The sequence below is a fragment of the Priestia sp. J2 genome (assembly GCF_020790095.1).
Lineage (GTDB): Bacteria > Bacillota > Bacilli > Bacillales > Bacillaceae_H > Priestia > Priestia zanthoxyli.
In genome coordinates this window covers 2,004,550-2,029,085 of record NZ_CP086208.1, presented here as the reverse complement: position 1 = coordinate 2,029,085, position 24,536 = coordinate 2,004,550, and the positions used below count along the sequence as shown (strand labels likewise).

General features: G+C 39.2%; 22 protein-coding genes. 8 read left to right on the top strand and 14 right to left on the bottom strand.

The window, feature by feature from the left end; all coding sequences use genetic code 11:
• Window positions 1–104 precede the first annotated feature (104 nt).
• The 4 genes from galU to LJY09_RS10175 are packed head-to-tail and all read right to left on the bottom strand — an operon-like array spanning window position 105 to window position 4,647.
• The gene (gene galU, locus LJY09_RS10190) at window positions 105–992 is read right to left on the bottom strand and encodes a UTP--glucose-1-phosphate uridylyltransferase GalU (protein WP_028413546.1); all 888 of its coding nucleotides are present in this window, start codon (window positions 990–992) and stop codon (window positions 105–107) included.
• Window positions 989–1,393 (bottom strand): GtrA family protein, encoded by a 405-nt coding sequence (locus tag LJY09_RS10185; RefSeq protein ID WP_071275019.1) that lies wholly within the window; start codon window positions 1,391–1,393, stop codon window positions 989–991. The genes galU and LJY09_RS10185 overlap by 4 nt, the downstream gene beginning before the upstream one ends.
• A complete protein-coding gene (locus LJY09_RS10180) occupies window positions 1,386–2,351 on the bottom strand; it encodes a glycosyltransferase family 2 protein (RefSeq protein ID WP_033578836.1) in 966 nt (321 codons plus the stop codon). Before LJY09_RS10180 ends, LJY09_RS10185 begins: the two co-directional genes overlap by 8 nt.
• Window positions 2,352–2,364: 13 nt before the next feature.
• The gene (locus tag LJY09_RS10175) at window positions 2,365–4,647 is read right to left on the bottom strand and encodes an ArnT family glycosyltransferase (RefSeq protein WP_228307699.1); all 2,283 of its coding nucleotides are present in this window, start codon (window positions 4,645–4,647) and stop codon (window positions 2,365–2,367) included.
• A 241-nt stretch (window positions 4,648–4,888) separates the two neighbouring features.
• Between LJY09_RS10175 and LJY09_RS10170 the strand changes: the two genes are divergently transcribed.
• Window positions 4,889–5,461 carry a GNAT family N-acetyltransferase gene (locus LJY09_RS10170; protein ID WP_014460341.1) on the top strand — a complete coding sequence of 191 codons (573 nt, stop codon included), beginning with the start codon at window positions 4,889–4,891 and terminating at the stop codon, window positions 5,459–5,461.
• Between the two features lie 336 nt (window positions 5,462–5,797).
• On the opposite strand, the gene LJY09_RS10165 is transcribed toward LJY09_RS10170, so the two are convergent.
• From LJY09_RS10165 to LJY09_RS10155, 3 genes are all read right to left on the bottom strand, one after another.
• Window positions 5,798–6,670 carry an STAS domain-containing protein gene (locus tag LJY09_RS10165; protein ID WP_033578835.1) on the bottom strand — a complete coding sequence of 291 codons (873 nt, stop codon included), beginning with the start codon at window positions 6,668–6,670 and terminating at the stop codon, window positions 5,798–5,800.
• Between the two features lie 393 nt (window positions 6,671–7,063).
• Window positions 7,064–7,696 carry an LrgB family protein gene (locus LJY09_RS10160; RefSeq protein ID WP_240962161.1) on the bottom strand — a complete coding sequence of 211 codons (633 nt, stop codon included), beginning with the start codon at window positions 7,694–7,696 and terminating at the stop codon, window positions 7,064–7,066.
• A 29-nt stretch (window positions 7,697–7,725) separates the two neighbouring features.
• Entirely contained in the window at window positions 7,726–8,130 is a 405-nt protein-coding gene (locus tag LJY09_RS10155; protein ID WP_033578834.1) for a CidA/LrgA family holin-like protein, read from the bottom strand.
• A 190-nt stretch (window positions 8,131–8,320) separates the two neighbouring features.
• Between LJY09_RS10155 and LJY09_RS10150 the strand changes: the two genes are divergently transcribed.
• Together LJY09_RS10150 and LJY09_RS10145 are read left to right on the top strand one after the other, a co-directional pair.
• Window positions 8,321–8,752, top strand: a complete 432-nt coding sequence (locus LJY09_RS10150; RefSeq protein WP_028413554.1) for a MarR family winged helix-turn-helix transcriptional regulator — start codon at window positions 8,321–8,323, stop codon at window positions 8,750–8,752.
• Between the two features lie 99 nt (window positions 8,753–8,851).
• Window positions 8,852–9,139, top strand: coding sequence for a phospholipase (locus LJY09_RS10145; protein ID WP_306460855.1), 288 nt, complete (start codon window positions 8,852–8,854; stop codon window positions 9,137–9,139).
• Window positions 9,140–9,175: 36 nt separating this feature from the next.
• Here the strand turns inward: LJY09_RS10145 and LJY09_RS10140 are convergent, their stop codons facing one another.
• Entirely contained in the window at window positions 9,176–9,655 is a 480-nt protein-coding gene (locus LJY09_RS10140) for a GNAT family N-acetyltransferase (RefSeq protein ID WP_048021498.1), read from the bottom strand.
• Window positions 9,656–9,873: 218 nt separating this feature from the next.
• Window positions 9,874–11,298: a phospholipase D-like domain-containing protein gene (locus LJY09_RS10135; RefSeq protein ID WP_228307698.1), complete on the bottom strand. Its 1,425-nt coding sequence runs from the start codon at window positions 11,296–11,298 to the stop codon at window positions 9,874–9,876.
• 172 nt (window positions 11,299–11,470) lie between these two features.
• On the opposite strand from LJY09_RS10135, the gene LJY09_RS10130 reads away from it, so the two are divergent.
• Complete coding sequence (locus tag LJY09_RS10130; RefSeq protein ID WP_028413557.1) at window positions 11,471–11,737, top strand: hypothetical protein; 267 nt, start codon at window positions 11,471–11,473, stop codon at window positions 11,735–11,737.
• Window positions 11,738–11,739: 2 nt separating this feature from the next.
• On the opposite strand, the gene LJY09_RS10125 is transcribed toward LJY09_RS10130, so the two are convergent.
• The 3 genes from LJY09_RS10125 to LJY09_RS10115 form a co-directional block, all read right to left on the bottom strand.
• Window positions 11,740–12,339: a DUF3298 and DUF4163 domain-containing protein gene (locus LJY09_RS10125; RefSeq protein ID WP_028413558.1), complete on the bottom strand. Its 600-nt coding sequence runs from the start codon at window positions 12,337–12,339 to the stop codon at window positions 11,740–11,742.
• 110 nt (window positions 12,340–12,449) lie between these two features.
• Entirely contained in the window at window positions 12,450–13,304 is an 855-nt protein-coding gene (gene folD, locus LJY09_RS10120) for a bifunctional methylenetetrahydrofolate dehydrogenase/methenyltetrahydrofolate cyclohydrolase FolD (protein WP_028408722.1), read from the bottom strand.
• 248 nt (window positions 13,305–13,552) lie between these two features.
• Window positions 13,553–14,953 carry a tannase/feruloyl esterase family alpha/beta hydrolase gene (locus LJY09_RS10115; RefSeq protein ID WP_098112545.1) on the bottom strand — a complete coding sequence of 467 codons (1,401 nt, stop codon included), beginning with the start codon at window positions 14,951–14,953 and terminating at the stop codon, window positions 13,553–13,555.
• Window positions 14,954–15,155: 202 nt separating this feature from the next.
• On the opposite strand from LJY09_RS10115, the gene LJY09_RS10110 reads away from it, so the two are divergent.
• Both LJY09_RS10110 and LJY09_RS10105 read left to right on the top strand, forming a co-directional pair.
• Complete coding sequence (locus tag LJY09_RS10110) at window positions 15,156–15,626, top strand: staygreen family protein (RefSeq protein ID WP_028413560.1); 471 nt, start codon at window positions 15,156–15,158, stop codon at window positions 15,624–15,626.
• Window positions 15,627–15,678: 52 nt separating this feature from the next.
• Window positions 15,679–16,158: a hypothetical protein gene (locus LJY09_RS10105; protein ID WP_028413561.1), complete on the top strand. Its 480-nt coding sequence runs from the start codon at window positions 15,679–15,681 to the stop codon at window positions 16,156–16,158.
• 33 nt (window positions 16,159–16,191) lie between these two features.
• On the opposite strand, the gene gltD is transcribed toward LJY09_RS10105, so the two are convergent.
• Complete coding sequence (gene gltD / locus LJY09_RS10100) at window positions 16,192–17,673, bottom strand: glutamate synthase small subunit (RefSeq protein ID WP_013082931.1); 1,482 nt, start codon at window positions 17,671–17,673, stop codon at window positions 16,192–16,194.
• Window positions 17,674–17,689: 16 nt separating this feature from the next.
• Complete coding sequence (gltB, locus tag LJY09_RS10095; RefSeq protein WP_228307697.1) at window positions 17,690–22,243, bottom strand: glutamate synthase large subunit; 4,554 nt, start codon at window positions 22,241–22,243, stop codon at window positions 17,690–17,692.
• Between the two features lie 134 nt (window positions 22,244–22,377).
• Between gltB and LJY09_RS10090 the strand changes: the two genes are divergently transcribed.
• Window positions 22,378–23,280, top strand: a complete 903-nt coding sequence (locus LJY09_RS10090; RefSeq protein ID WP_013056801.1) for a glutamate biosynthesis transcriptional regulator GltC — start codon at window positions 22,378–22,380, stop codon at window positions 23,278–23,280.
• Window positions 23,281–23,440: 160 nt separating this feature from the next.
• On the top strand, window positions 23,441–24,511 hold the full coding sequence (locus LJY09_RS10085; protein WP_028413563.1) for a DUF3900 domain-containing protein: 1,071 nt from the start codon (window positions 23,441–23,443) through the stop codon (window positions 24,509–24,511).
• Window positions 24,512–24,536: the final 25 nt, after the last annotated feature.

Here is a 24,536-nt window from a genome sequence, read left to right as displayed (position 1 = left end):
CACAGTAAGCTCTCTGTTTATACCAAACAGAGAGCCACATAAGATCATACAATGATTTTATACTTCAAATATGAACTGAATATGAACAAACTGATTAACTCTTATTAGCTGAAGTTGTTTGCTCGTTCTTTTTCTACAATTCCTTCCAAATACGATAAAAACGTTTGACGTAAATCTTTACGCTTTAACCCCACTTCTACCATTGCTTTCATATAGCCTACCTTATCTCCAATGTCAAAGCGCTGCCCTTCAAGTTCAAGAGCAAACAATCGCTCTTTTTCACATACGACGCGCAGTGCATCTGTTAATTGTAATTCATTTCCTACCCCTCTTTCAATCGTTTTTAGATAAGAAAAAATAGAAGGGTTTAAAATGTAGCGGCCCATAACGGCAATCGTTGACGGAGCTTGTTCTATTGATGGTTTTTCAATCAAGTCATTCACTTCATGAATGCTGCCAGATTTATTTCTCGGCTGAATAATGCCGTATTTTGATACTTCTTCCACATCCACTTTTTGAACTCCAATAACTGATTGATTAGTCGTTTCATACGCTTGAATCATCTGTTTGAGCGCAGGTTCTTCAGAAGTCATAATATCGTCTCCAAGAAGAACGGCAAACGGCTCATCTCCAATAAATTGCTCAGCACAAAGAATAGCATGACCAAGTCCTAACGGCTCTTTTTGACGAATATAGTGAATACTGGCCATTGATGAAATCGTTTGTACTTCTTTTAACATTTCGAACTTGTGCTTTTCTTCAAGCATTTGCTCTAGTTCAATTGATTTATCAAAATGGTCTTCAATTGATTTTTTATTTCGACCTGTAATAAAAATAATACTTTCAATACCTGATTTCACAGCTTCTTCTACAATGTATTGTACAGCAGGCTTATCGACAATTGGCAGCATTTCTTTGGGCTGCGCTTTTGTCGCTGGCAAAAATCGAGTTCCTAAACCGCCTACTGGAATAACTGCTTTTTTTATCGTCATATATGAATCCCTCTTTCTTTTTTAGTAGTAAATACAAATAATTTGGTGCCAATAAAATTGATACCGACACTTACGATTGTAATTAAAAGTTTACTGATTAGCAGTGGTATACCCCATTTATTATATAGAACAGTCAACAGAAAAGATGTTAGGGATAAAGTGATTAAATTCACGATCACGAATGAAATCACTTCACGCTTACTGCTTTTTTCTTTTTTCTCAAACGTCCATTTACGATTCATGACATAACTGTTTAAAATGCCCGCACTGTATGAAATCCACTGCGCTAGTATGTAGTTCACACCGATTGTTGTTAAAAGTGCGTATACTGCAAAATCAATCAGTGTATTTACCACTCCTACTAACGCAAATTTAATCAAGGGTATCCATTTGTTAGTCACGAAGTGATACTTCCTTGCGTGTTTCAAGCTGATACTTTTCACGGACGATATAGAGTGGACGATTTTTTGTTTCATCGTAGATGCGGCCAATATATTCTCCGATCATACCAAGAATGATTAAAATGATGCCGCTAAAGAATAGCTGAATGACAATTAATGACGACCACCCTGTGATGGTGCTGTCTGTAAATAACTTCAAATACAGCACCACTAAAAGATAAATAAAACCAACACCTGATAGCGTTACACCAGCATAGCTAGCTAGCTTCAGCGGTTTATAGGAGAAAGACGTAATGCCATCCATTGAAAGCTTCAGCATCTTTTTCAAAGGATATTTTGACTCCCCGGCCAAACGCTCGTCTCGCTCATATTCTACTGCTATTTGCTTAAAGCCAACCCAGCTTACTAATCCGCGAACAAAGCGATTTTTTTCTTGAATGCTATTCATTTGATTGCACACTTTACGATCTAGCAAACGAAAATCCCCTGTATCGAGCGGAATATCAATATCGGTCATCGCACGTAAGAAACGATAAAACATAGCCGCTGTTTGCTTTTTAAAATATGTTTCTCCTTTTCGCTTTGTACGCTTAGCGTATACAACGTCAAATCCTTGCTTCCATTTTTCAATCATCTCTAAAATTAATTCGGGCGGGTCTTGCAAATCAGCATCAATCACAACGACCGCCTCTCCTCGTGCATAATCCATACCAGCTGTAATAGCAATTTGATGACCAAAGTTACGGGCAAAATCTAATAAAACAACCGCTGGGTCTTGCTCACTGTACTCTTTAATAATTTCTGCCGTTCGGTCTCTACTGCCGTCGTTCACGAAAAGAAGCTCGTAAGCTTCTTTCGTTGAACGCATCACTTCTGTTAGACGGCGATAAGTTTCATGAATCACTTCTTCTTCGTTGTAGACAGGAACAACAATAGAATATTTAATAATTGAACTCATGTTCATGTCCTCCTTATTTAAGCGTTATTTCGTATAATGTTCCGTTTCCAGATGGTCCTTGCTGAGAACTTGATGAAGTAGACTGCCATTTGGAAGAAGGGATCTCCTTACTATTTTCTTTAATCCACGTGATAACGTCAGATTGGCCTCCCTTACCCATTCCAGACAGGTAGAAATATTTCACTTCACCTTTTTTAATCATAGATTTTAATTTACTCACCGTTAGAATTGGATCTGAACCGCTAAATCCTCCCATTGCCATGACTGGCTTGCCCGTTTTGATAATGTAAGGCGCAGCTGAAGTTGAATCCGTTGTGGCAAATAAATATTTTTCGCCTGTATTATTTTTTGTTAAATAGTTTAGTAGCTTTGTGTTTACTTCTGCGTTCATCCCTCCACTTTTTCGTTTTGAAGATGATAATTTGCTTGAAGAGCTACTTGGCATTTGCATTTGACCATTATTTTTGGACGAGCCTCCTGGCATTTGACCGCTGTTTGACGATCCGCTTGGCGGCTGCATTTGACCATTATTGGACGAACCGCCCGGCATTTGCATTTGACCGCCGTTCGATGAACCGCTTGGCGGCTGCATTTGATTGTTTGAAGATGAATTGCTGCCAGAGCTTCCTGGAGGCTGCATGCCGTTAAAGCCAGACTGTTTGCTATTTGTAGCTGTGCTTGGAGGTCCTCCCATACCGCTTGAAGAATCAGGACCTGCTGCTGGAAGCATGCTATTTCCACCATAAATAATTGGTGTCATCGCCCAGTACGCCGGCATTGCAAGCAAGACAACCATTGCTGCTACTCCTAAATAATTCGTTACAGAATTTTTACGCTCTTTACGAATAGCTAAAACAAGAGCTAAAATGACGCCCAGTGCCCCTACACCTGCAATTGGCGCTACGCCGATTGAGCTGACATAAGGAGACATGATATATACTTGAAGCGCTGCTGTTGTTAAAATACCACTCGGCAGCAGCCATGATTTCCAGCCATTATGCTGTTTGTACATACTCCATAAAGCTACTGCTCCCACTCCTGCAAATGCTGCGATTGGAGGTGCCAGCATAATTAAATAATACTGATGGAAAAATCCTGCGATACTAAAGAAAACAGCTACCGGCAGCAGCCAAGCTAACCAAAATAAACTTTCTTTTTGTTTTGCCGTGTAAGGCCCTTTAAATTTCACTCCAGCAAATAGACCCACGATTGAAAAGATTACAAATGGTAATAACCAGCTGATTTGATCTGATAACCCTTTTTGGAACAGTCGGAATGGACCAGGGTTCCCCGTGTTGAACATTCCGTTTTGATTTCCTCCATCTGGAGCCTGCATCTTTTGAGAAGAGCTGCTCTTGCTTTGATTTGAGCTTTGTGAAGACTCAGCATTTGAATTACTCGTTTGTTTTGTTTCACTGCTTGCTGTTTGCTGCTGAGCTTGAGCAGGCTGTTTATGACTGCTTCCCGTCACGCTTGTATTTCCAGTTAAACGATTGATACCGTTATATCCAAAAGCAAGCTCTAGAACTGAATTTGTTTGACTGCTTCCCATATAAGGACGCTTATCAGCCGAAGTTGAATCTACTACGACTGCCCATGAGACAGAAACAGCGAGCATCAGTGCAGTTGCTGTTGTTAAAAAAGCAATTTTCTTTTTCCACGTAATTTTGGTTGCCACTACATAGAAAACATAGAATGCTGGTAAAACCATGTATGCTTGAAGCATTTTCATGTTAAATGCAACACCAATCATCGCAAAAGCCGCTAACACCCAGCCAAATTTAGCTGTACGCACAGCACGAAACAACATCCACGTTGCTACTAATAATGTAAACACAAGCATACTATCAATATTATTTGTTCGGCTTACCGCGGGCACAATCGGCGTCAGAGCCATCGCAAGAGCAGCAAACCTCCCAGCCCATACGCCAAACGTACGTTTCACGAGTACGTATAGTAAAAGAACTGAACCGATGCCTGCTAATGCTTGCGGTAAAATGACGCTCCACCCGTGAAATCCAAATATTTTGGCGCTAATTGTCTGAATCCAAAACACAACCGGCGGCTTATCAATGGTTACATAGCCTCCTGGATCAAAAGATGCGTAAAAGAAATTATGAAAACTTTGAAGCATACTTTTGACAGCTGCCGTGTAATAAGCGTTGGCGTATTCATCTGTCCAAATTTTAAATAAGTTCAAAAACGCTGCAATTAAAACAATTGGAACTAAAAATAAGTCTATTCTTTTTTTGTTTGAAGTCCGTTCTTCTTTCACTTCACTGTTCATGTGTTTCATTTCACTCCTTCGTAATTTCTGACTTTAGTCTAACAAGCTTATGTGAACTGATTATGAACAGTGAAAATAATGTTTTTATTTTTTAAAAAGCTATTTGACCTCTTACGCTCAGCAATGAAATATTTTACAATTAAAGAATCAAGTACATGAAATGAAAAGGATCTTTCTTGGATGCTGCAGCTTCTATGAAACATTCTTATCAACACTTCATCCACTTCTTGCTGAGAAAGGAGACAACTTTATGATTCAAGTAAAAGATATATACGGAAATTTACCCACACTAGAAACAGAAAGACTCCGCTTGCGGAAAGTTACCAAAAAAGATGTGCGTGACATGTTTGAATATGCCTCAAATGAAAAGGTAAGCAGATATGTAAATTGGGAAAAGCACCGAAAGCTTCAAGATACAAAAGAGTTTGTTTCCTTCGTTTTAAAGCAGTACAGCAACCAATCCATTTCTCCTTGGGCTATGGAAATCAAAGCCCTGAAAAAATGTATTGGCACCATTGACTTTGTCACTTGGAACCCTACTCATCGCATTGCGGAAATTGGCTATGCGATTTCTGAAGCATATTGGAATAAGGGATTTGTTACGGAAGCAGCTGAAAAAGTAATTGCGTTTGGATTTGAAGAAATGGATTTAGTGCGCATTCAGGCGAGGTGCTTTGTTGAAAATGCCGCTTCTGAGAAAGTGATGAAAAAAATCGGTATGTCTTATGAAGGAACAATTCGAAAAGCCATGTTTATTAAAGGAGCTCATCAAGACTTAAAGTTATATTCAATCTTGCGAGAAGAATACACGCGCAACGCGTAGAAAATGTATAGAATACTTTCCATAACACAGGCTAACTTCAACACTAACTCTTCCTTTTGAGGTGAACAATGTTGGAGCAAGCAATTCAGCATTTAGACTTATCTGCACACGGTTTGTGGTTTCCGATTACCGTTAGTTTATGCTTATTTATTCTTGCCCTTGTTTTATTTAAACGGCTGGTTTTTTATCTATTCAATAGCGGTATACTTCCTCGTTTATGCTTTTGTGCTGCCATGGCATATCGCATTTATTAAGTAAAAAAGCGGATGTTGATTAACATCCGCTTTTTTACTATGCACTTACTTTCTACATGCTGAAATCCATATTTATGGCCGGTCATTTTATGCGCCGCGATGACACATGCGTGCGGCTATGCTCTTCAGGACGTGTAAACCCAATTTTTAAAAGCGCCGCTTCTAAATTTGCTTCTGTTTTAATTTGATTAAAATCAATTCCTAGTTTCACTACCGTTTGGGCAATTTCCGGTCGTATCCCCGTTATAATAGCTTCCACTCCCACCAATTTAAGCGATCGATGAATTTTAAAAAGATTGTCTGCTACCATTGTATCAATAATCACGACACCTGAAATATCTAAAATAAGATAAGATAATTGAAGGCTTGTCCCTTTTTTCAAGCAGGTTTCCATAATAACTTGCGAGCGGTGGGTATCAATTTCTCCAATAATCGGCATAATAGCAATCCCTTTTGTGACAGGTACGAGCGGAACTGAAAGTTCTTCTAGTGACGTATAAGCTAAATTCATCATATATCGATTATGCTCGTCATAAATTTGACCAAAAACACATGTTACCGTATCTAAAAGTGGATCAATTCGTTCACTGACATGCAGCATGGTAATTGCAGCAAACTGATGCTCCTCTAGTTCTCTTGTAAATACATCCCAAATAACGCTGCGATAGATTGGAAGGATACCTAGTGCTTTTTCTAAAGGAATATTTTTTTCCACTGCATATTTACCCGTATCAAGTGCCCATTCTTTAACAAGTTTAAGTACAGCCTCCTGTTCTTCAAATAGAGCTCTCCCAAAGTATTCCATAATTGACACTCGCCACTTCAGAATTTTCTTTTCTTTCAATTCCTCTAGACTTAGCGTATGTGTAGCATCTAAACGTTCGGCTAATTTTTCTGACAAGCTATATTTATGTTCAAGAATCTTTTTTCCTATATACACGAGCTCCTCTTTCATAAAATACGTTCAGCTCCTCTTTTCTGCTATTTTTACTGCGTATATAACCTTGACTAAGCCTACTTATCCATCCGAAAATTGACTAGCCTTCCTAAAAATAACAAAAAAGCGGTTATTTTATGAATTTTCTTTCTTTTTATTATAGTACCAGAGTAAGAGCCGCACAACTTAAAATTTGCTTCGGAAAAAATTTATGCTTTTATATAAAAAGCGAGATGGGGGCATAACGAAATCAACAGTTAGAAGCCAGTACATACATTAAATCTACGTTTACGATGAGCATAAAAAAACACGAACTATCCATCACCTTTCAATAGATCGTTCGTGTTCAACTTTAACTAACATACTTTTGTCTCAGCCTCGTTTTTTATATTCACTTTCTTTTATCTCGCCTTACACTTGGAATAGCCAGACAACAATTGGCCCAAAAACGGATCCTAATACAGCGCTTAACGTCATTGATACTGAACTCATCGATACCGTTAGCTCACCGTATTCAAATGCTTTAGAAGTTCCTAGCGCATGAGAAGCACTGCCTAATGCAATTCCTTTTCCTAAAGAACTCTTGATCCGAATCCATTTTAAAAGTAGCGGTCCAAGGATTACTCCAGAAAAACCTGCAATCATAACAAATACCACGGTCATCGATGGAACGCCCCCTAGTCCTGTGGCGATCTGAATCGCTACCGGAGTAGTAATAGACTTAGGAATAATGGATAAAATCAGGCTTCGATCAACGCCAAATACTTCAGCAAACACAAGTCCGCTGATCATGCCTGCGAATAACCCTACAAATACCCCTCCAATAATAGGAACGCTGTATTTTACTAGCATCTCACGCTGTTTATAGAGTGGATACGCTAATGCAACAACCGCTGGTCCTAGAAGTGAATTAATCCATTTGCCTCCAATCATATACTCATCATAGGAAACATGAAAAGCAAGCAAAAGAAGAATAACGAATATGGTTGTTGTTAAAACAGGAATAAGAATCGGATAGGAGAACCGCACGTATACTTTTGCCATGACTAGATACAAAGCAACTGTAGCTACGATTATAAAGACCGCGATAAAGAATTCTTGCACTGTTGTTTCTCCTTTCGTTTGTTCGCTTTCTTTTCCAAAAGTTGGCTAGCAGTCCCTGCGGCGGCCATCGTAACAATCGTACTAAGCACAATAATTAAAAATAAAACCGCTCCGCTGCTTGAAAGAAGCGAAGGATAATTCATCACACCTGCCATAGCTGGTATGAATAATAGCGGTAAAAAAGATAACAAGAAACTTGCTCCGTCTTCAATTATTTTGATGGGAACAACTTTGCACGTTAAGCAAATGAGCATTAAAATTAAGCCTATAATACTGCCTGGAATAGGTAGATGAAGCATATGGTGAACAGCTTCGCCAATCATAGAAAAAGCATAAAGAATCGCAATTTGTAAAATGATTCGTATCACTTTCATTATAGGTCACTGTCCTATAAATAAAGAACAGCTGCCCTCCTCTCTTTATTTTGTCATGTTGTCTAACATTTAACTATATAAACACCTTTACTTTACCTACTTTTACTTGTACTATACAACTATATATACATTTGTATTATACAAGTATATATTTCTTTGTCAATGAATGATTTTGTAAGGGGCGATTATAATGCAAGAAAAGAATTCAATTGAATTGATTGAATATGAACTTACTACCTTTATTAGACGAGCGGTCTATCTTGATAATTCCGAAAATAAAATAGGAAACCTAGAAAGATCAGCTTATTTATTGCTGCGGCAATTAGATGAATTTGGACCAGCTCGTGTAAAAGAACTGGCAGAAGCATTTAAACTCGACATTTCAACTCTTTCTAGACAGGCTGCTGCTTTAGAAAATAAAAAGCTTATTTCTCGCTCCTCTGATCCTTCGGATGGACGAGTCAGCCTATTTGACATCACAACACGCGGGAAACAAATGCTGCAAACTGATAAGCAAATGCGCCTTGAACGCTATCATAGTATGTTAAAAAAATGGTCAAGTGAAGAAAAGGAGCTATTTGGCAAACTATTAATGCGGATGAATGACGCATTTATCGATTAAATAGAAATTCATGAAAATTAGGCTACTGCTGCAAGGTGTTTGTCCCTTTCTCTTTTCTCTTTTTTGCATTTAATGTAAAGAGACTATTGAAAAGGATGTATGATTATGTCTGTTCCGAATAAACGGAAAGCCACGCCCTGCCTCTTCCCCGGATATAAATGGTGTGGCCCCGGATGCAGTGGTCCGGGATGTCCTGTAAATGATGTAGACTGCTGCTGTAAATACCATGATTTATGCTATGAAGATTACGGATCATGCCGCTCATGTGATGAGCAATTTCTTGAGTGTCTTTGCTCCAAAGCAAATCCGTACAGTTTAAAAGGAAGACAGGCATACGCTATGTATACCTATATGCGGCTGAAGTTAGCTTTAAAACAATATGACTAAGCAGAAAAGAGGTGAATTAAAAAATTCATCTCTTTTTTATGCCATTTTATCCGTATGAATCCAAAAGCGTTGAACAATAGCCCCGTCCTCTTCTATATAATCCTCGTCTTGTATACCACCGTTTGCCAGAATAGTTCGACGAGAAGCAGTGTTCCAATCATCACACACAACTAATGCCCGTTGGACTCCCAGCTTTTTAATTTCTTGAAGAGATAACCTCAGTAGCAGCTTGGCATATCCTTTTTGTCTTTCACTTGGCCGAATACCATACCCTATATGTCCTCCGCTGTTTCGAAGTATTTCACTTAGCTCATGGCGGATATTAACTACGCCTATTACTCTTTCGTGATGCATTAGCCAGTAGGTGGAATCGGGTACAAATCCTTTTTTTAATCCGATCCCTTTTTCTGCATCTAATAACTCTTGAACCATTTTTTCAAAGTAAGCAGGATCTTTAGCAATGACCCACGGAATCATTTTTTCTCCGCTTGCTTTCCATTCATGATAAAAGCTCATATAAGCCTTTTTATAAGCTGCATCTGGTTTAATTAAAACAGCGGTTTCCACGTACCTTCCTCCTTTTTGTTTATTATGTTTATACTACCGATTTTTCCCAATAAATAAAAGAGGATAATTTACGTGATGTGATCGTTGTATGAGCTTATTTATAAGGTATGTAACAAAAAGCGCTCAATGAATGTTCATTGAGTGCTTTTTGTTCTACTGCCGGTTATTTAAATAAACTCCTTAAAAAACCTCGTTACTTTTGCAAGGGTATACAGTAAGGTACGCTTCATAACAGGCTCTTCTTTCTTTTGGATTTCAGGAGGTTTAACCCAGCGCTTGTGATTGGCAATAAGAATACTTTTATCCATTTTGTTTTCCATCGCCATCGTCAACTCTTTTGCAAATTTTTGACTATCGATAATGACCATTGATTCGTTATTCAAAAATGTAGAACGGGAATCTAAATTAAAAGAGCCTACGGCGCTAAGTCTTTGATCATAAATTACAGACTTTGCATGGATCGAATAAGGTCCTTGGTATTCGTAAAGCTTTACACCTGTCTTCATAATCGTATCACGCATACTAATATATCCGGAAAAAGCCAACACATTGGGCGTAGATGTAACTGAATTTGTGAGTAGCGTCCATTGAACGTCTGGCTTCTTTTTCATGGCTGTATACTTTCTCATCGCATTGGTGGGCACCACATAAGGACTTTGAATAAGAACAGAGCGGTTAGCTTCTTCTGCTAGGTTAATAAACGTTTTCCACATAAAAGGTCGTTTATTAAAGCGTTCAATTGGATTATGAATAAAAGAAACACGCTTTGTAGAAACGGTGGAAGCATTCCAATTAATCTTGGGGATCGCAAACGTTTCTCCTACTTGCTTAGCTTTATCATATTGCTGCAGCAGCAAAGCTTTCATCCTCTTCCCCTGATCAACCTGGTACTGTGTGAGATGATGAAAAGCTTTTTTAGTGTAGGGATGAGCCCATAATTCATTTATATAATTTTGCATTTGAGTGATGACGCTATCTTGTTTATGTTTACTGTTTGTAATAAAGACATCACGATCATAGACGAAGTGTGGAGGAGGCTTTTTAGCCAAATATTTGTCCCCTATATTCCGTCCCCCTATTATGCCTAGCTGTCCGTCTACAACCATTATTTTGTCATGCATACGATTTTGCCACGCCCAAGGTTTAAACAATTGAAACGGTTCGTAATACTTCACTTCAATATTAGGATGTGAAGCTAATGCATAGAGCACGCCCCTTCGGTTTCCCCGTAAGCCGTTAGCTATCCCATCCAAAAGAACGCGAGTATGGACGCCTCGATCAGCTGCTTTAAAAAGAGCGGCCATAATTAAATCAGTTGACTCTCCTTTTCCTATTGAGTAATAAGCAATATCAATCGATTTCTCAGCTTGTTGAATCATTTGAATACGAACTCTTCCTGCCTCATAACCATCTTCAAGAAGTCTCACTCGGTCCGTAGACTCACTGTGACCAAAAAAGCTAGCCGGTTTAATTGAGGTCGTTTCCTCTCCTATTTTTAAAGGTACATAAAAGAGAACCACCGCCGTTATAACCACATACAGAATATATAAAGATAAAATAATAAGTAATCCTTTGAATGCTATTTTTATCATCGCAACTCCAGCTTTTTGTCTTTTTCTGTTATCGTTCACAAATAATGATCATTACATGCAAGAAACTGCTTCCTTGATTACTTTGCGCTTTGTTCTTTTGACACATTTATTTTTTCTGATTCACTATTTGTATAGTATGCTAGTACATATCATAGAAAAAAGGATGATGGTGATGGAGGAATATTCTTTTCGTTTTCATATTACAGATTCTTACCCTTTGCAAAATGAAAACGATAAAATAGAAGCTGTTGTACGCACCAAAATCAAGCATGCGGAGCGAGGATGCTTGTACGAGGGTTATCTTCGCGTTCATATCACTAAAATCGGGGTGTTTCCTGTAGCAAAAGATATTGCTGAAGCGATTGGCGTTCGTTCGCTTCGTCAGCAGTTAGCGGCCGAATTAAAAAGATACGTACGGCCGCACCGCAATTTTTTATAACTTTATCCAAACATTTGTCCAAGTGGACTTTCATCTGCAATAATATCTTGAATAGCATAGATAGAAATTGGAAAGTAAGGAATTCCATATGCGTAAGGAGCCAGGTCATACAGCTGATAAAATAGTACAAGTGATTTATCGGCGATATAAAAATCCTGATCTGGTTTAATTCCTTTATATTCTCCAAGAACCATAATATCGCGCTCTTTTATTTGCGCTCCTACTATTTTAGAAAGAACACTTACGTAATTACTGTCTTTTTTAAACAAATCTTTTAGTTGATACGTTTTTCCAGTCAGCACATTAAACGTTAACGGAACTACCACGGTCAATCCGTGCGCTCCCCCGGAATAAGCAAAATTGACAAGCGTTAAGCTGAGCACATTTCGCTCGTTTGTTTTCAACTCATAATAACCCGTTTCTTCTGTATCCGGATTTTCTTCATATCCCTGCTGACGAATTAATTCATTCGTACGCTGCAAGATCTTACTGTTAATGCTGTGCTGAACAGCTGGATTAGTCAAATGAACAGCTGGATAGTAAACATTTAACTTTTTCTTCACTATTTGTTGAGAATATACCGTTGCAGGTAACGTAACCATCGCTTCCTCCTCTTTCTATACAGAATGTTACATTCTATTCTTTTAGCTTTCATTCCATTACTGAAGCAAAAAAATCCCGTGCATATACGCACGGGATTTTTAACTTTCTATTATTTTACGTTGTTAATTGTTTTAGCAGCGTCTACCGTATTTTTTAATAGCATTGTGATGGTCATCGGACCAACGCCTCCTGGTACTGGTGTGATATAACCTGCAACTTCTAAAGCCGCTTCGTAATCAACATCACCAACGAGTTTACCATTTTCCATTGTGTTACCTACATCAATTACAATGGCACCCGGCTTAATATCATCTGCTTTGATAAGTCTAGGTTGTCCTACAGCTGACACAAGAATATCAGCTTGTTTTGTTAAAGCAGATAAATCTTTTGTGCGAGAGTGAGCAATTGTTACCGTTGCACTTTCTTGAAGTAACAGCATGGATACTGGTTTACCAACAATATTGCTTCGTCCAATTACTACCGCATGTTTACCTGAAATTTCTTCACCTGAACGTTTAATTAACTCAACGATACCGTGTGGTGTACATGGTAAATAGCACTCATCGCCAATGACCATATTCCCTACGCTTACTGGGTGGAAGCCATCTACATCTTTTTTAGGAGATACAGCATTTAATACTGCTTTTTCATCAATATGTTTTGGTAATGGAAGTTGAATAAGAATACCATGAACAGATGGATTTCCATTCAAGTGATGGATTTCGTTTAAAAGCTCTTCTTCCGTAATCGTTACGTCACGTTTGATAATTTCAGACGCAACACCGATTTCTTCACAAGCCTTTGCTTTTGCTTTTACATATGATTGGGAAGCAGGATTTTCTCCTACTAAAATTACGGTTAAACCAGGAACGATACCTTTTGTTTTTAATTGAGCTACCTCTTCTTTTAATGCGGCGCGCAGTTCTTGCGCTACTTCTTTTCCTTTAATTACTTTCGCTGTCATGATGTTTTTTGCTCCTTTCAACTGTAGCCATTTAATAAATGTACGAATTATAGTTATTAATCTAACACAAAAGTTCGGTTTTGTTCAATGTTTTTATTATTTTTATTTTAAATAGATAAAAATAAATAACAAATAACGTATATTCCGTTCTTATCGCACTATAATATTTTGTATTCATAGAAGCTGTTTTTATTCAAATGTTGCTTTTCTAAATTAAAAACCGCGCCTTCGGCACGGTTTTCGACGATTTATTTTTTTGTTGATATGCTTTTCTTTGTAGTCAACGGCAGCACGTCTTCCTCTGTTTTTAGATCCTTTACATGCATTTCCTTGAGAGGCACACTTATTTTCTTATTTTTCGGAGGTTCTTCAAAATTCTCCACCCAATCACATAGCAGTTCAAATCCTTGATACACATAAGGAAGGAGAGGCTGAAGCTTTCGATCTGGATCAATTTGATGATTCCATACTAAGCTATCAATATGGTTTCCATTTTCAATTACGTAGTGACGATGAAGGTGCTGCTTACCAGAATCTTTTACCAGTTGTTCATAAGGATAAGCATGAATATCCGGAAAAATAAGAGCATCTAACGACCCTGTAATGCTTATCAACGGAACGGAAATATCACCTGTATTTTCAATTTCACGAACTTTTTGCTTAACATCTTGTGGTCTTTCTTGATAATCATACTTTTTAAAAATAGAATCTAACGAACGATCTCTAACTCCGTTTTCAAAAAGCGTCAAGTATTTTTGCCACGGAATGCTTCCAGGTGCTTGACTGTCAAACTCATCTCTATATATATTAAGCGTTAAAAACCAATAATACTGGTCATGATATGGCCATAAAAACTCAGATCCTTTTGGCAACCCTGCTTGATACAACCGGTGCAAAGCTTCTTTTTGCGATTCACCTACCGTATACAGTGCTTCTTCGGCATGATTTACAACAGGTGTTAGGGAAGTGATCAAGTTATCGTGATCAGCTCGCCACATAACCCCTTCCCATTCAACCCCTCCATTAAAAAGCTGAGGCTCTCCATTTTTCCCATCGTTTTCTAAAGCATAGCGAACAACATAACCCCCATTAGAAATACCTAAAGCATACGTTTTTATATCAAAATATTCTGTCACTTCTTTCTGGAGTTTGTGACGATAATTTTCAAACAAAAATCTCTGAGCAATTTTTGTCACTTCTCGGTATTGAATATGCCATTTTCTAATGGAGTCTTCTTCTTTGACTAGAGCGTTTTTTGCTTTAGCAAATGGATCATCTCTCACTTCTTCTCCCTGTGTCCCTTTATCAGAAGCAGCAAACGCAAACCCTTTTGCCAACACATAGTCGCTGAACAGTAAATCCGTTGATTTCTCATCTCTGGTAGCTGGAACTCCCGACATAACTAACTTTCCATTCCAGTCATCAGGAATTCGAATGAGAAATTTACCACCATCAACTTCACTTTCTACTTGAACGCCCGTTATTTCTTCAGGCTGATACATGTAATACCATCCATTTTTTTCTTCTTTTGTTCCCCAATAGATAGGAGCCAGCCCAATGTTCCCATAGGCAGTCGCTGCTTGAAATTGAAGAGGGTTTTTAGTCGTTAACCAGTTTCCATACTTACCGTCAAACGTTGTGATATTCAAGTGATAACCTCCATTCACATTTGCTTTTGAAGACAATCTTCGGGGACTGTACACGCATAATTTTAGTTAAATATTACCATTCATTTCTCAAAAAGTACATCAAAACGCCTTTGTTGCAGAAAGAAAGTAGACATTTATCACATCTGAGCCCATAGCGCCGTATAATATTGAAATTTATTCAAAAAAAGGAGTGTAAATGACTATGAGTTCGTTTAATTCTTCAAAACTCTCTACGACTCTCATTCCCCCTGCTACTTCCTCCTATCCGGTTTCTGGAAGAAAATATACTCTTACTCATTCTGATACAACCGGTCAGCTTTTTTTAAGCATCGGATGCTCATATAACAACAAGGCGATAGATAAAAATATGCGTGATGAAGTACTAGCTGCTCTTCACGTAACAGATCGACAAGCAGTTATTCAAGGCGAAGTTTTTGTTAGCGGAGGTGAGTTCAGCCGCGAGCAAGCACAGCTTCGTTATCACATTTTCCGCCGGGAGCTTCCGCTTGCTTTAGAAGCAATATTTTACGGAGACCAAGCGTTTTTTCAACATTATCCAGACTTGCTAAATACACCGATTTACATTTATTTTGTATCGACTTATCAAGAATTTAGAGGGTGGTCCTATTATCAAACCCCTAAATTTTATTTAAAACAAACATGCAGCAGCTAGCACGCTAGTGCATAAACTAATGGAAAATGAACGAGGAAGGTGTGAATGTCTCATGTACAGTCAATGGGTTTACCCCTATATGCCGCGCTACTACCATCCAGTGGTTCCTACTACGAATGAAAATTATTTAGAACCTTATAGATACAATGAAGACTTATTTTCTTATATCCTGCATGAAGAAGAAGAAGTTAGATCTACACGCGATGTAGACAGAGTGATGAAAATTTTAAAACGCCAGTATCAGTCCATCTACAGAGATGCTCAACGAGGTGGGATGGATAGCAAACTAACAGAATACTTATTTCGTTCCATTGTAAGATTTGTTGATGATAACTATAACAATTACAGCGGATCTATTAACGAACGCGTCGAAAAAGCCGCGCGACAGCTGAAAAAACGTGATCCCTGGACATTTGAACTTTTTAACTTATACAGCGTTTCCCCTGTTTCACAAGTTCGAATTACTAACACGATTTTAACCGTTTCATTTGAAAATTTACGTAGAGGAAATGAAGTGCCAAATCCTAGATAAACAAAAAACCGCCACAATTGTGACGGTTTTTTGTTATGGTAATACAGTTGCTCCCATTAGATGGCTATCAACTTGTTTAGCTACTTCACGACCTTCATGAATAGCCCATACGATTAAACTTTGCCCACGACGAGCATCACCAGCAGCAAAAACACCTTCAACATTTGTTTTGTAATTTCCATACGCTGCATCTACGCGACGATTTTTCGTTTCAACACCAAACGCTGATAGAACCGGATGCTCTGGACCTTCAAACCCAATCGCAATAAAGACAAGCTGAGCTGGCCATACTTTTTCTGTTCCTGGAATTTCGGTAAAGATGTACTGTCCATTTTCACCTTTTACTTTTTCCATTTGAACCGTATGAAGTTCTTTTAGATTACCTTGCTCATCTGCCACGATTTTTTTCGTTTGAATTGAATATTCACGTGGATCGTCCCCAAATTTCGCCTGTGCTTCTTCATAAGCATATTCAAGATTAAATACATGTGGATATTCAGGCCACATATTATCTGCCGTACGCTCAGCAGGAAGCTGAGGATGTTTACCAAACTGAACAACGCTGCGGCATTTTTGACGAAGAGCAGTAGCTACACAGTCAGCTCCCGTGTCTCCGCCTCCAATAACAATAACGTCTTTTCCTTCAGCATCAATAAATTGACCATCTTTGAAGTTAGAATCTAAAAGGCTTTTTGTTGAAGTTGTTAAGTAGTCCATTGCAAAGTGAACTCCTTTTGCTTCACGACCTTCTAATACTAGATCTCTTTGCTTCTGAGCTCCTGTACACAAAATGACAGCATCATATTGTTCTTTTAACTCTTCAGCAGTAATGTCTTTTCCAACTTCGGTATTCGTTACAAAATCAATACCTTCTTGTGTCAATAAGCGAACACGTCTTTCCACTACTTCTTTATCTAGCTTCATATTTGGAATTCCATATGTTAATAAACCACCGGCACGATCTGCTCTTTCATATACCGTTACTGAATGACCCGCTTGATTCAGCTGATCTGCGCTCGCTAAGCCTGCTGGCCCAGAGCCAATAACAGCAATTTTTTTGCCTGTTCTTTTCTCCGGAATACGCGGAGTAATCCACCCATTCTCAAAGCCTTTATCAATAATAGCGCGTTCGATATTCTTGATCGAAACCGCTGGATCTGAAATAGCAAGCGTACAGGAACCTTCACACGGAGCAGGACAAACGCGTCCTGTAAACTCCGGGAAGTTGTTCGTTTTCATTAAACGCTCTAAAGCTTCTTTCCAGCGTCCTTTATAAACTAAATCATTCCACTCTGGAATTAAGTTATAGATTGGACATCCAGAAGTAAAAGCATTAATATCCATTCCCATGTGGCAAAAAGGTGTGCCACAATCCATACATCGTGCTCCTTGACGGCTTAGCGCTTCATCAGATAAAGGAGCAGCATACTCTTTCCAATCACCTAAACGTTTTAACGGGTCACGTTCCTTCCCTTTTTCACGTTTGATTTCCATAAATCCTGTTGGTTTTCCCATCGTACTCTCCCCTTTCTTACTGAGCTACCGCTTCTTGTTGTTTTGCCGATGCTTTCTTTTCTTGTTTTGCATTTTCCTCAAACGCACTCATAGCTGCTTCTTCTTCCGTTAACCCAGCTGCTTTTTGCTCTTCAATGCGATTCATCATGCGTTTATAATCATTCGGAATCACTTTTACAAATTTCGAAAGCGATTCTTCCCAATTTTCTAATACAAATGCTGCTTTATGACTGTCAGTATATTTTAGGTGATTTGCAATCATCTCTTTTACTTCTTCTGCTTCTTCTCCTTTTAAGCTCTCAAACCCAATCATGTCTTTATTACAAAGGTTTTTGAATGCTTCTTGATCATCAGCAAATACGTAAGCAATACCGCCAGACATTCCCGCACCGAAGTTTTTACCTACATCACCTAATACGACAACGCGTCCGCCAGTCATATATTCACAGCCATGATCGCCAATTCCTTCAACCACTACGTTCACACCGCTGTTACGAACCGCAAAACGTTCTCCTGCTAGCCCGCTAACATAAGCTTCACCGCTTGTTGCACCGTAAAATGCCACGTTCCCGACGATAACATTTTCACCTGACACAGCTGTTGTTTCCTTAGGTGGAGCAACGATGATTTTACCTCCTGATAACCCTTTTCCGATATAATCATTTGCATCTCCAGTTAGATACATAGACATTCCTTTTGGAACAAATGCACCAAAACTTTGTCCTGCAGAGCCAGTGAATCGAAGAGTAATCGTATCTTCTGGCAGACCTTTCTCACCGTAACGTTTTGTAACTTCACTTCCTACAATTGTTCCAGCTACACGGTTAATATTAGAAATTGGCAGTTCTAACTCGACTTGATACTTATGCTCGATTGCTTGCTGTACCGCTGGCAAGATTTTTTGCATATCAAGAGATTCGTCAATTTTATGGTTTTGAGGTGTTTTAAAAGTACGTACACCTTCAGCTTGATATAAAAGAGTTGTTAAGTCTAAGTGCTGCGCCTTCCAGTGATTTTTTGCACGTTCGCTAACGCTTAATACGTCTGTACGTCCAACCATTTCATCTACTGTTTTAAATCCAAGTTCAGCCATAATTTCGCGTACTTCTTGTGCAACAAATTTCATATAGTTAACGATGTGATCCGCTTCTCCTAGGAACTTTTTACGAAGCTCTGGGTTTTGCGTCGCCACTCCAACTGGACATGTATCTAAGTGACACGCACGCATCATGATACAGCCTAAAACAATTAAAGGCGCCGTAGCAAAACCAAACTCTTCTGCTCCTAAAAGTGCTGCCATGACTACATCTTTACCCGTCATTAATTTCCCGTCTGTTTCAAGCACTACCTTTTCGCGAAGACCGTTTAACATAAGCGTTTGATGAGCTTCCGCTAAGCCCAGTTCCCACGGTAGTCCCGTATGTTTAATACTTGTTTTTGGAGATGCTCCCGTACCTCCGTCGTAGCCGCTAATAACGATAACGTCCGCTACTCCTTTTGCTACTCCGGCAGCAATCGTTCCTACTCCTGCTTTTGAAACGAGTTTGACGCTGATTCGTGCATCACGGTTTATATTTTTTAAGTCATGAATAAGCTGTGCTAAATCTTCAATCGAGTAAATATCGTGGTGTGGAGGAGGTGAAATTAAGCCTACTCCTGGCGTTGATCCACGCACATCTGCTACCCATGGATATACTTTGTTTCCTGGAAGCTGACCGCCTTCTCCGGGTTTTGCACCTTGTGCCATTTTAATTTGAAGCTCATCCGCATTCACAAGGTAATGACTTTTCACTCCAAAACGGCCAGAAGCAATCTGTTTAATCGCACTGCGGCGATTATCTCCATTTTCATCCACAGTGTAGCGGCTAGGGTGCTCGCCACCTTCTCCACTGTTACTGCGTGCGCCTAAACGGTTCATCGCAATCGCTAATGTTTCATGAGCTTCTTGACTTAAAGATCCAAACGACATAGCACCTGATTTAAAACGTTTTACAATCGAATCAACTGATTCCACTTCATCAATGGAGATAGATGAACGCGTTCCATTAAACGAGAATAGGTTGCGCAAGAAACCGATGCGTTCTTCATTAGCCGATTCAGAGAATTTTTTAAATAAGCTGTAATCTCCCTTACGGCAAGCCCACTGCAGCGTGTGAATTGTTTTTGGATTAAACGCATGATGCTCGCCCGTGTGTCTCCACTGGAAGTCGCTTCCTGACTCTAACGTTTGCTCAATTGTTTCAACATAAGCATTGTCGTGACGCGTTTTCGCTTCTTTTGCAATAACATCTAAACCGATACCGCCAAGTTGCGAGGCAGTACCTGTAAAATATTGCTCGATAACCTCTGCACTGATTCCAACTGCTTCAAAAATTTGTGCGCCCCGATAACTTTGCACCGTTGAAATGCCCATTTTAGACATTACTTTTACAACACCTTCAGTAACGGCTTTTACATATTTCTCAACAGCATAGTCATACGATACGTTCAACGTACCTGCGTTAATTTCATTTTGATATGTTGCAAAAGTAAGATATGGATTAATTGCGTCTGCTCCGTAACCAATCAGTGCTGCAAAATGGTGCACTTCGCGCGCTTCTCCTGTTTCCACTACAATGCTCGCCTTTGTACGGTTTCCTTTTCGCACTAGGTGCTGGTGCAGCCCACTGACCGCTAATAAAGCTGGAATGGCTACAGAGTGAGCTCCCGCTTCACGGTCTGTCAGAACAAGAATGCTAGCGCCTGCGTTAATTGCCGCTTCAGCTTCAGCAAATACGCGATCAAGATCTGCTTTTAAATCATTTGTGAACACCGCAGAAATAACAGCACTTTTGAAATCTGGATGAATGGCAGACTTCAGCTGATGAGTTTGATTGTTTGTTAAAACCGGCGTCTCAAGCTGAATTCGATGAATGTTTTCTTTGGTTGGATGCAGTAAATTCCCTTCTGCACCAAGCAACGTCATTGTTGATGTAACCAACTGTTCACGAATAGCGTCAATCGGTGGGTTCGTTACTTGAGCAAACAGCTGCTTAAAGTAATTGAACAGCGATTGAGGACGATCAGACAACACGGCTAATGGAGTATCATTACCCATTGAACCAAGCGGATCTTTTCCTTCTGTAATAACTGGAACTAAATATTTATGAATATCTTCATACGTGTAGCCAAATGACTTCTGGCGAATGACCAAATCATCGAAGTATTCAGATTTTTCTTCCTGCACTTCTGGCAACGTTACCAGCTGTTCATCTAACCATTCTTGATAAGGCTCAGCCTGTGCCATTTCAGATTTAATTTCTTCATCTGAAATAATTCGGCCTTCTTCTAAATCGATTAGAAGCATTTTACCTGGGCTTAAACGATCTTTATATAACACATTTTCATCTTCAACATCAATGACGCCTACTTCTGATGAAAGTATGATGTAATCATCTTTTGTAACATAATAGCGAGCTGGACGTAAACCGTTACGGTCTAAAATAGCACCGATTTGCTTTCCATCCGTAAACGAAATAGCAGTCGGACCATCCCATGGCTCCATTAATGCGCTATGATACTCATAGAAAGCACGTTTTTCTTTTGACATGTGCGGATTCTCAGACCAAGGCTCTGGAATAAGCATCATCGCTGCATGGGCTGGCTTGCGGCCGGCCAATACAAAGAACTCTAGCGCATTATCTAACATGGATGAGTCGCTTCCTTCAGCATCTAAAATTGGAAGAACCTTCGGCAAATCCTTACCAAATGCGTCCGAAACAAACTGCTGTTCACGCGCTCTCATCCAGTTTTGATTACCGCGAAGCGTATTGATTTCACCGTTGTGAATTAAATAACGGTTTGGATGTGCTCTTTCCCAGCTTGGGAACGTGTTTGTGCTAAAGCGAGAATGCACTAAAGCAAACGCTGAAGTAAAGTCTTCATCTTGTAGGTCAAGATAAAAAGCATCCACTTGTTCAGGTGTTAACAACCCTTTGTACACAATTGTTCTGCTTGAAAGACTTGTAAAATAAAAACGGTTTTGACGTGCCTGCGCCCAATTTTCCGCTTGCTTACGAATAACATATAGCTTGCGCTCAAACGCTAAGTCATCTTGAATACTGTCATTTGCCCCAATAAATACTTGTCGTACGTATGGACAGCTTTCTTTTGCAACTTTTCCGATTTTTCCGACATTTACAGGCACAGTTCTCCAACCTAATAACGTTTGTCCCTCTTCTTCAATTAATTTATTAATATAAGCTTCAATTTCTCGACGCTCGTCTTCATTATTTGAGAAAAAGATCATTCCAACTCCATAACGACCGTTTTCTGGCAAGTTCAGTTCAACGCATGTCTTTTTAAAGAACGCGTGTGGAATTTGTACCATTAATCCAGCTCCATCTCCTGTTAGCGGATCACTTCCCTGTCCGCCTCGATGGTCAAGCTGGCAAAGCATGTTTAGTCCTTTTTTAACGATATCATGTGACGCTACGCCTTTCAATTGAGCGTATAGTCCGATTCCACATGCATCGTGCTCAAATTCAGGACGGTAGAGACCTTGAGCTTTTGGCATTTGATTGTATGTCATCTTCTTCTCCCCCGTTCGTTTTCTTTATCTTTTTAAGATCACCTGTTTACATTGTAAGTTTTCAAATCAATATAAACAATATATAATTTAGATAAAACTAATCTAATTTTGATATATATAGATGGAGGATGCTTATGGAACTGCGTCAATTACGCTATTTTATGGAAGTTGCAAAAAGAGAACACGTATCTGAGGCGGCAGAATATCTGCATGTAGCTCAATCAGCAATCAGCCGTCAAATTGCGAACCTGGAATCTGAGCTAGGTGTTAGTTTATTCAAACGTGAAGGAAGAAATGTCAAGTTAACAGCAATAGGAAAAGTCTTTCTTGAGCATACGGAGACGGCTATGAAAGCTATTGACTATGCGAAAGAACAAATTGATGAATACTTGGATCCCGAAAGAGGAACGATTAAAATCGGATTTCCAACAAGTCTTGCTAGTCACCTTCTTCCTACTATTATATCAGCCTTTAAAGAAGAACACCCAAATGTTGCTTTTCATCTTAGACAAGGTTCGTACAAATTTTTAATTGAATCGGTTAAAAAAAGAGATATCAATATCGCTTTTTTAGGCCCTGTACCTGTAGAAGATCAGAGTATTGAAGGGCATATTCTATTCACTGAAAATCTTTTAGCCCTTGTTCCTTCTCATCACCCGCTCGCTGAACGGGATAACATTCGGCTGCGGGATTTAAGAAATGAAGATTTTGTGCTATTTCCAAAAGGATTCATTTTACATAAAATGGCCTTTGACGCTTGCAAACAAGCAGGATTCATGCCCAATATTTCATCTGAAGGAGAAGATTTAGATGCGATTAAAGGTCTTGTATCTGCAGGAATTGGCGTGACGCTTCTTCCTGAAAGTACAGTGTCTGAAACGACTCCTCGTTTTACGACTAAACTTCCTATTCATACGCCGCAGCTTCAGCGGACAGTCGGAATGATTATTCCTAGAAATCGTGATTTAGCACCTTCTGATAAAATTTTTTATAAGTTTGTCAAAACCTTTTTTGAACGTTTGGAACAGTATAAATAAGAGAGGCCCCCTGCCTCTCCTATTCTTTGCTTTACACACTATTCCTCAGCTGATCAATTGTATAAATAGATCTTTTTCCCCTAAAGCTAACAGGCATTGACGCTTACCAGACTCTTTCTTATACTGAAGTAACTGACTAAAAAGAAACAAGGTGACTGCTATGGATTTTAAAATTAATTTTTTATCATTTTACGTAATACAAGTAGAAGGAAAAGAAGAACAGGCCTCTAAACAATATAAGCATTTTCAAACGCTTGATACGGAAGAATATGAAGAAAGTTCCATTAAAGATTTTTTAGACGGTGAATTTAAAAAAATTGTAAAGCGCAAAGTAGAGCGACACCCCAAAGCAGAACAAGTGCCTACAAAGCTCGGGTATTTTATAGTTGAACCGGGACACGCTCTCGACTCAAACCCTAATTATAATTTATTTCACCGCACTCGTTTTGCCACAACCAAAGAAGAATTTGAAGAAAACAGCGAACAGTTTATCAATGCGTACCTTGATACTGCAGCCGTTCGAGGAGGAGCATTTTTAGTGGTATCTGCTGTTCCAAGAAAATATTTTGATCATGCTTTTGTGTTTATTTTAAAATGTGACTTCGAACCAAAAGTGGCTTCAATTTCAGATGAATCAACCCTTATTCGTCACGTAGAAATGGCGATTACTACTAAAAACATGAAATCCATTCAATACCCATACATGCCTGAAGAAGGCATGGTGGAAGAAAGCGAACTCGTTATCCACCAAGCGTCTCACGCCCGTTATTTTGAAGACTTTTTGAAATTCATTGATTACAACGAGCCCATGCCTGAGATTATGAAAACACAAGTGATGGATATGGTGCGTGAACACGTCAGCGAAACGCTTGAAGCAGAAAGCGTAGAGCTTGAACAGTTTGAATCAGACATGGAACTGTGGGCAACAAGCGAAAAGCGTGAGCTTCAAGAACGTTTGGATACCCATCAAGTCATGGAAGCCGCTGCTCATATCGTCGAGCATACGCCTGATGCCGAGCTAAAAATGAAGCTTGGCGAAACCGAGATTAAAGGACTGTTAGCTGATTTTGGGGAGAATATTCACTTAGCGAAAGTGAACGGACGCTACGTGGCGTTAATTGAAGCGGAATCGATTCTGTTTGAAAAAGGCGCGTCTCCGATTGAGTTTCATAAGCCTGGTGATTTGCACGGGATTATTGAGAAGATTAACAGTAAGAAATGGGAAGAATAAATAAAAGGAAGAGAGCTGTGTATCT

Excerpts from the sequence above, each read along its gene's own strand:
- LJY09_RS10155 (WP_033578834.1), bottom strand. The coding sequence starts at position 8,130 with ATGAAAGTGATACGAATCATTTTACAAATTGCGATTCTTTATGCTTTT.
- gltD (WP_013082931.1), bottom strand. The coding sequence starts at position 17,673 with ATGGGAAAACCAACAGGATTTATGGAAATCAAACGTGAAAAAGGGAAG.
- LJY09_RS10125 (WP_028413558.1), bottom strand. The coding sequence starts at position 12,339 with ATGGTTACGTTACCTGCAACGGTATATTCTCAACAAATAGTGAAGAAA.
- LJY09_RS10140 (WP_048021498.1), bottom strand. The coding sequence starts at position 9,655 with ATGAGCTTTTATCATGAATGGAAAGCAAGCGGAGAAAAAATGATTCCG.
- LJY09_RS10110 (WP_028413560.1), top strand. The coding sequence starts at position 15,156 with ATGAGTTCGTTTAATTCTTCAAAACTCTCTACGACTCTCATTCCCCCT.
- LJY09_RS10180 (WP_033578836.1), bottom strand. The coding sequence starts at position 2,351 with ATGAGTTCAATTATTAAATATTCTATTGTTGTTCCTGTCTACAACGAA.
- LJY09_RS10145 (WP_306460855.1), top strand. The coding sequence starts at position 8,852 with ATGATTATGTCTGTTCCGAATAAACGGAAAGCCACGCCCTGCCTCTTC.
- galU (WP_028413546.1), bottom strand. The coding sequence starts at position 992 with ATGACGATAAAAAAAGCAGTTATTCCAGTAGGCGGTTTAGGAACTCGA.
- LJY09_RS10130 (WP_028413557.1), top strand. The coding sequence starts at position 11,471 with ATGGAGGAATATTCTTTTCGTTTTCATATTACAGATTCTTACCCTTTG.
- LJY09_RS10105 (WP_028413561.1), top strand. The coding sequence starts at position 15,679 with ATGTACAGTCAATGGGTTTACCCCTATATGCCGCGCTACTACCATCCA.
- gltB (WP_228307697.1), bottom strand. The coding sequence starts at position 22,243 with ATGACATACAATCAAATGCCAAAAGCTCAAGGTCTCTACCGTCCTGAA.
- LJY09_RS10160 (WP_240962161.1), bottom strand. The coding sequence starts at position 7,696 with ATGGCAAAAGTATACGTGCGGTTCTCCTATCCGATTCTTATTCCTGTT.
- LJY09_RS10150 (WP_028413554.1), top strand. The coding sequence starts at position 8,321 with ATGCAAGAAAAGAATTCAATTGAATTGATTGAATATGAACTTACTACC.
- LJY09_RS10170 (WP_014460341.1), top strand. The coding sequence starts at position 4,889 with ATGATTCAAGTAAAAGATATATACGGAAATTTACCCACACTAGAAACA.
- LJY09_RS10165 (WP_033578835.1), bottom strand. The coding sequence starts at position 6,670 with ATGAAAGAGGAGCTCGTGTATATAGGAAAAAAGATTCTTGAACATAAA.
- LJY09_RS10175 (WP_228307699.1), bottom strand. The coding sequence starts at position 4,647 with ATGAAACACATGAACAGTGAAGTGAAAGAAGAACGGACTTCAAACAAA.
- LJY09_RS10090 (WP_013056801.1), top strand. The coding sequence starts at position 22,378 with ATGGAACTGCGTCAATTACGCTATTTTATGGAAGTTGCAAAAAGAGAA.
- folD (WP_028408722.1), bottom strand. The coding sequence starts at position 13,304 with ATGACAGCGAAAGTAATTAAAGGAAAAGAAGTAGCGCAAGAACTGCGC.
- LJY09_RS10085 (WP_028413563.1), top strand. The coding sequence starts at position 23,441 with ATGGATTTTAAAATTAATTTTTTATCATTTTACGTAATACAAGTAGAA.
- LJY09_RS10135 (WP_228307698.1), bottom strand. The coding sequence starts at position 11,298 with ATGATAAAAATAGCATTCAAAGGATTACTTATTATTTTATCTTTATAT.